This is a genomic window from Myroides sp. C1519 (genome assembly GCF_038039755.1).
Taxonomy (GTDB): Bacteria; Bacteroidota; Bacteroidia; order Flavobacteriales; family Flavobacteriaceae; genus Flavobacterium; species Flavobacterium phaeum_A.
In genome coordinates this window covers 22,666-29,390 of record NZ_JBBPHM010000028.1, presented here as the reverse complement: position 1 = coordinate 29,390, position 6,725 = coordinate 22,666, and the positions used below count along the sequence as shown (strand labels likewise).

General features: G+C 33.9%; 5 protein-coding genes. All 5 read left to right on the top strand.

Features of this window, described 5'->3' with window-relative positions; genetic code table 11:
• Positions 1-1,397: hypothetical protein (locus AABL81_RS12630; RefSeq protein ID WP_341341226.1), on the top strand; the 1,397-nt coding region annotated here is incomplete at its 5' end.
• Positions 1,398-1,399: 2 nt separating this feature from the next.
• Positions 1,400-1,906, top strand: coding sequence for a hypothetical protein (locus tag AABL81_RS12625; protein WP_341341225.1), 507 nt, complete (start codon positions 1,400-1,402; stop codon positions 1,904-1,906).
• Positions 1,907-1,916: 10 nt separating this feature from the next.
• Positions 1,917-4,454, top strand: a complete 2,538-nt coding sequence (locus AABL81_RS12620; protein ID WP_341341224.1) for a hypothetical protein — start codon at positions 1,917-1,919, stop codon at positions 4,452-4,454.
• A gap of 16 nt (positions 4,455-4,470) precedes the next feature.
• A complete protein-coding gene (locus tag AABL81_RS12615; RefSeq protein ID WP_341341223.1) occupies positions 4,471-5,763 on the top strand; it encodes a gliding motility-associated C-terminal domain-containing protein in 1,293 nt (430 codons plus the stop codon).
• 8 nt (positions 5,764-5,771) lie between these two features.
• Positions 5,772-6,704 (top strand): PorP/SprF family type IX secretion system membrane protein, encoded by a 933-nt coding sequence (locus AABL81_RS12610; RefSeq protein ID WP_341341222.1) that lies wholly within the window; start codon positions 5,772-5,774, stop codon positions 6,702-6,704.
• Positions 6,705-6,725 lie beyond the last annotated feature (21 nt).

Below are 6,725 nucleotides of genomic sequence, written 5' to 3'. Positions count from 1 at the left end.
AAGATGGAAAAGGAGATACAATCACAAGTATTAATACCAATGCAAATGCTATTGCATTTGATAACAGTACTAATGGCTTTACATCAACAAATGTACAAGAGGCATTAGAAGAATTAAAGACTACAGTAGATAATACAAAAGGTGATTTATCATTAGCAGGAGGACTTGAATTTGTAACAGGAGTAAATGGAACTGATAAGTTATTAGCTGATGCCGGTATCCAAATTGCAGATAAAGGAATTACCACTGATAAAATTAAACCAGGAATAGATGGACAAATTTTAGTAACAGAAGGAACAGGAGATACAGCTACAACTAAGTGGATTAATAAAAAGTCTGCTACTTCTAATACTCTTGTGACTAGGGAAACAGCTATAGTAAGTTCTGTTAATGGAGTAGAGGCAGAGTTAATTTTAGAAGGAGATGCTGTACTAAAAGAAGGTAAAACTGTAGTACAAGCTATCCAAGGTACGCTAGTTAGTGATACTCAACCTTCTAATGCACAAACGTTAATTTATGACCAAACAACAAAAGCTTGGATTCCAGGAACACCAGATGTAACAGTTGATAAGGTAGTTGATGCTAAAACATTAACAACAGATGGTGTAATTGTTATAGGTACTGATAGTAATGCAATAGCAACAACAGCTACTAAATCATTATTAACAGATGTTAAACTAAATATTGCTAATAATAAAATTACAACAGATCATATCCAAAATGGAACGATAAAACCGGAAGACATAGCTAATGCAGGTAATAATCAAGTATTGGTTACAGATAATACAGGAGCTCCTACTTGGAAAAATCAGACTGATGTAGGAGAGATAGTTACAGCGAATAATGGACTTACTAAAACAGACACTAATATCCAATTAGGAGGTTTACTAACTAAAAAAACAGCTATTAATACTACTACTGATAATACGCTTGCTTTAACGGGGCTTGACAAGAAAAAAACGCAAGCAGTTAATGAAAGTGAGGGGGTTACTCAGCATTTATTAGCAGTAGATAAAAATGGAGACATTATAAAAGCTTTAAAAGCAGCAATGCCTAAGTTCTTCTATATGCCTTCAGTCATGGTTCCTACGGCAGAGAGTCAAGCTCAACAAGAAGGTGTTGCATATAATAATGCAACTCGTACAGGTACAATAGATATGTATGCTATTTATAAGAAACAATTTGGTAGTCCTGTAATGAGTAGTGATGGAGCATCAGCTTTACCAGTTTTACCTGCATCAGAGCTAGGTTTTCATGTGACTTATGCAACAGAAGGAGTATTTACTATTGTAAGTATTAATGCAGTAGGGTTAATGACATATAAAGTAAGTGATACAGCTAATGTAAATGTAGGAAGCTTTATAAACATTGTATTCTCTGTTAATGAAGATAATTAATTATGAAAAATAATATTTTATATATAATAATAGCTTTTGTCTTGTGCTTTGGAATCAAAGCACAAGCACAAAGTGCTATTTTAGAATACAATCAGAAACTTATTAAATTAACTGATTCACAGGCTAATGATCTTGATTATCTAGCTAATGGTGCACCAACTTCTATGTTTATAGCATTTGATAAGCAAGCTAAAATTCACCAAGGAAACTCTAAAGAGATAATTGAAATGTCTATTGAAGACACTAGCGACTTTATTGGTTTAAGCAATGTTTATAAAGATAAATTAAAAGAGGTTATTTTAATAAATATTAAATGGGATGGAAAGCAGCAAATCGTTGTTCCCAAAGATTTAATTATTCAATTAAAAAGCCTTAGATACATCTACATTAGATCATATCGAGAATTAGATAAAGAGTTAATTCAAACAGAGTTTATTGATTTATTACAAAAGTTAAACGAAAAACAAGATGTTGAAATTCTGTATTCAACAATGGATCAACCAAGTTAATAGAAAAGCTATGAAAAAATATTCAAAAAAAATAAGTGCTTATCTATCAGCCCTCTTATTATTAAGTTTTTTAGTACTAGGGAGTAACTCGGGTTTTGCACAAGTTATAAAAGATTTTAAACCACGTGAATCAGCAAAAGCACCCAAACCATATACTAATGTAAAGAATTATAATCTGCAAGGAGATTTTACCATGATTGGTAATACTAACCTTACTTTAAAAAATTATGCAAATAGTGGAAAGCAAGGGGGAAATAATAATGAGATGATCTATGTAGACATTGACAATGATCGAAACACAATAAACTCATCTTCTGCAGAGCTAATTCTACCAGGTGGTGAATGTACTGAAATTGTATATGCAGGTTTATATTGGACGGGACGTGCCCATGATATAGATGTTAGGAATACAAATAGCCCATTGACTTTCGACGGATTGGATAAACGTAAAGTTAAGTTAAAAGCTAAAAACCAGTCATATATACAAATAACGGCAAAAGATACTGATATATATTACCCCTCTACATCAGAAGGAGCTATGTATGCGGCTTATGCTGATGTAACTGATTATGTTCGTGAACATGGAGCTTCAAATTATTTTGTGGCTGACATTGCCTTAAAAGAAGGGAAAGGTGGAGGAACTGGATTCTATGGAGGATGGGGAATGGTTGTTATTTATAAAAATACTTCGATGAAATGGAGAGATATTACTGTTTTTGATGGTTATGGTTATATGGTTAAAAGAACAGGTGCAGCTATTTTACCAGTGAGTGGTTTTAGAGCCACCCAAAATGGAGATGTAAATGTAAAAATAGGAATGATGGCCGGTGAAGGAGATGAGGATATCTCTGGAGACTATTTTAAGATTCAAAAAAGAAATTCTAATAGCTATCAAGACTTAAACCATGGAGGTAACTCTACTAACAACTTTTTTAATTCTTCAATTCATACAGGAGGAAACCCAAGAAATCCAAACTTGATTAATAATACAGGAATGGATATTTCTATGTTTGAGTTAAATAATACTAGTAATCAAATTATAGGAAATAATCAGTCATCAACTTCATTTTCATATGGATCAAATCAAGATACATATATTATATTTAATATTGTATTTGCTGTAGATGCTTATGTTCCTGATGTAGTAGGAGAGAATAAAGCAACTAATTATGGCGGTGTAAAACCATTAAATAATGGAACAATCACTCCTGGACAAGAGTTTGAATTTGAGCTAGATGTTTATAACAAAGGAACAGAAGCGGTTAATAATTCTAAAATTGAAATACCTGTACCTTTTAATCTGCATTTTCTAGACGTAGAAATAGTGCCTGGTCTAGATGCATCAGGAAGTGTTATTTGGGTACCACCTACTGGAGGTACAAATGATCCAAGTGTTACAGCAGGAGGTAAAATTGTTTGGGATATTGGAAATTTACCTTTAGATACAACAAAAGAAAAGTTGTTGGCGCAATTAAGATATAGATTTAGAGTATCTGATAATTGTGTATTGTTATCTACCAATGTGTGTGGATTAGAGGTAAAGATTAATGGTAAAATATCAGGAGAAGGAGCTACATCAAAATCAAAAGTAAATTCTGATTTAGTAAGAGATTATGGAAACGGAATTTGTGCTGGTCCTGTTTATGATGATTTTATTTTTACGATAAGTGTTACAACAGACTTCTTGCAAAACTGTAACCCTCTTGTAGAAGATGGAGTTATGCAGTTTAAGGCTTTTTGTTCTGTACCAACAACAGGATTTGATAGAAGTGAAATTGTAAATATGTATCCTCCTGGAGCTAAGTTTTATAGTAAAGTACCAACAACTTATACTTCTAATGATGGCTTAGTAACTGGAGATTTTCCTGTTAACAGTAATGGTAGTAAAAAAATGTATTATGTGATGGTGCCTGGCATGGAGGATGGTTGTTATGCTAAGTTAGAAATCAGTATTGAAAAAGTAACTACTTCACCTATTGCTAAGAATAGAGAGTTGTGTTTTGGAGAGCCTTTAGTATTAGAAAATGAGCTATCGGCTACAGGAAAAGATAAAGGTTATGAATTGGTTTATTTTGATAGTAATCAAGTTGAATTATCACATGTTCCTAGTCCAAGTGCTGTAGGTACTTATAAATATTTTGTTGCAGAGGGAAAGGATGGATGTATAGGTCCTAAAAAAGAATTTACTATTGTGATTAATGCCTTGCCAGAGGTAAGCAAGGATATTGACAATATTGTGATTTGTGAAAATTTTGATTCTGCTAAAGTATCTATAACTACAAATGTTTCAAATTATAAATGGGAATACACTACAACTGGAACAACAAATTGGAAAGAATTAGATAATACTACTTTTTCAAATAGAATTATTCTTGAGGGAAAAACAATTAAAGTTAGTCATGCTAGTAAAGAGTTAAATGGTTTACGCATTCGATTAAATGTAACTAACAATCAATGTTCAGACACATCAAATGAGTTTGAGATCAAAGTAAATGATTGTTCTGCTGTTACTAATCCAATGTTATTAAATCAAGCAGTAGCTAATTAATTATAAAATAAAAACTATGAAATCAAGAAAATTATATAAATCAGTTGCTTTACTAGGTTTAGCATTGCCAGCTACAGTAGTAGCACAACAAGCTAAGAAAGACCAAGTAATGGTAAACCAAGGAAAGATTTCGATAGCCGAGGGAGGAGTCATGTCTACTATCTATGATTTTGATAATGCAAAAGAAGGGTATGTAAAGAATGATGGAACGGTTTATTACTACAACAACTTTAACAATGACAATATATATGATCACAGTACAAGTGCCAAAGGTTCTAAAGCTGTGTTCACTCCTTTTGAAGAAGCGAAAGGAGCTCAACATATCACAGGAAGCCAACCTTCTAATTTCTTTGATGTAGTGCTAGACAACTCTACTAAAGACATGGCCTTTGACCTAAAGAATGAGGCTAACGTAAGAGGTAGTGTAGACTTTAAAGATGGTATTATTAAGGTGGATTCACTAGCAGGGATGTTAACCTTCCATCAAGGAGCGAAAGCGCTTAAGCCTACAGATAGAAGTCATGCAGAGGGCTATATAGAGAAGATAGGTAATGAGGAGTTCCAATACCCTAAAGGAGATAAAGGACTATACCGTTATGCTAGAATCACTGCTCCTAAGCATGTAAAGGATGCGTATGAAGGAAAGTATAACTTAGATGATAAGAATTTCTTTAGAGCGCGTAGCGCTAAGTCTGGAGTGATTAATCTACTAGATGAGCGCGAATACTGGACAATAGATAAAGGAAGTGATAATAGTAAAGGAGATATCATGCTAACTTTGAGTTGGGATGAGCGTACTACACCTAAAGAGTTATTAGTTAACCCAGAGAAAGAATTACACATCGTACGTTGGGATGCTAAGCAACAACTTTGGATAGACGAAGGAGGAGTAGTAGATCTAGAGAAAAAAGAGATCACTACACCTACGAGTGTTAAGGGGTACGGATTCTTTACATTAGCTACTGTGAATACAGACTTAATCTTAGATGGAGATATCGTTATTTACAACCTTGTTTCTCCTGATGGAGATGGAAAGAATGATTACTTTATCATAGATAATATTAACAGATTCCCTAATAACACAGTAGAAATTTACAACCGTTGGGGAGTTAAGGTATTTGACACAAAGAGTTATGACAGTGCAGGTAATGTGTTTAAAGGGTACTCTGATGGACGTGTTACTATAAATAAAGGTGAGAAGTTACCTACAGGTACTTATTTCTACATCGTGAGTTATGAGTATAAAGATGCTAGTGGCTCTCGTATGATTAAGAAATCGGGTTACCTACATTTAGAAAGTAATAAGTAAGAAGAGTTATGAGTATTCAGAAAAATATAAAGAAAATCGGAATCAGTCTATTGCTAATAGGCTGCTTCCAAACTATTCAAGCTCAGCAAGATCCGCAATATACCCAGTATATGTATAATACTAATATGATCAACCCAGCTTATGCAGGGAGTCGTGGAACACTTAATGTGTTTGGGATGTATAGAACACAGTGGGTAGGACTAGATGGAGCACCTAAGACAGCGAATGTATCTGTGTCTACACCTCTTGGAGAAAGGGGGTTAGGAGTAGGAGTGAATTTTACCAATGACCGATTAGGGGCTATGGATGAGAATAACATCTCCGTAGATTTAGCTTATGCTATTGACTTAAATGCTGATTATAAATTAGCTTTTGGTTTGAAAGGAACAGCTAATTTATTAAGTGTTGATTATACAAAGCTTAATATCCACAATCCTACTGATCCTGTAAGTCAAGAGAATATTAATAATAAGTTTAACCCAAATATTGGAGCAGGGGTTTATTTATACTCTGACAAAGCCTATGTAGGACTATCGGTTCCGAACTTCTTGACTACAGATCGCTACGATGATAATGATATCACGACTATGCGTCAGAAGATGCACTTCTATTTAATGGGAGGATATGTATTTGATGTGAGTGAGAACTTATTATTTAAGCCAGCCGCTTTAGTTAAGGCAGTAAGTGGAGCACCATTACAAGTAGACTTGACAGCTAACTTTTTGATGTATGACAAGTTTACATTAGGAGCAGCTTATCGTTGGGATGCATCAGTGAGCGCCTTGGCAGGATTCCAAGTCAATGAAAACCTATTTGTTGGATATTCTTATGACTTTGAGACTACTGCGCTTCAACGTTATAACTCAGGATCACACGAGATTTTCTTAAGATTCGAATTATTTAACCGTCGTAGTACAATTAATGCACCGCGATTCTTCTAAAGAAAATTAGCTATAAAGAAA

Excerpts from the sequence above, each read along its gene's own strand:
- AABL81_RS12625 (WP_341341225.1), top strand. The coding sequence starts at position 1,400 with ATGAAAAATAATATTTTATATATAATAATAGCTTTTGTCTTGTGCTTT.
- AABL81_RS12620 (WP_341341224.1), top strand. The coding sequence starts at position 1,917 with ATGAAAAAATATTCAAAAAAAATAAGTGCTTATCTATCAGCCCTCTTA.
- AABL81_RS12615 (WP_341341223.1), top strand. The coding sequence starts at position 4,471 with ATGAAATCAAGAAAATTATATAAATCAGTTGCTTTACTAGGTTTAGCA.
- AABL81_RS12610 (WP_341341222.1), top strand. The coding sequence starts at position 5,772 with ATGAGTATTCAGAAAAATATAAAGAAAATCGGAATCAGTCTATTGCTA.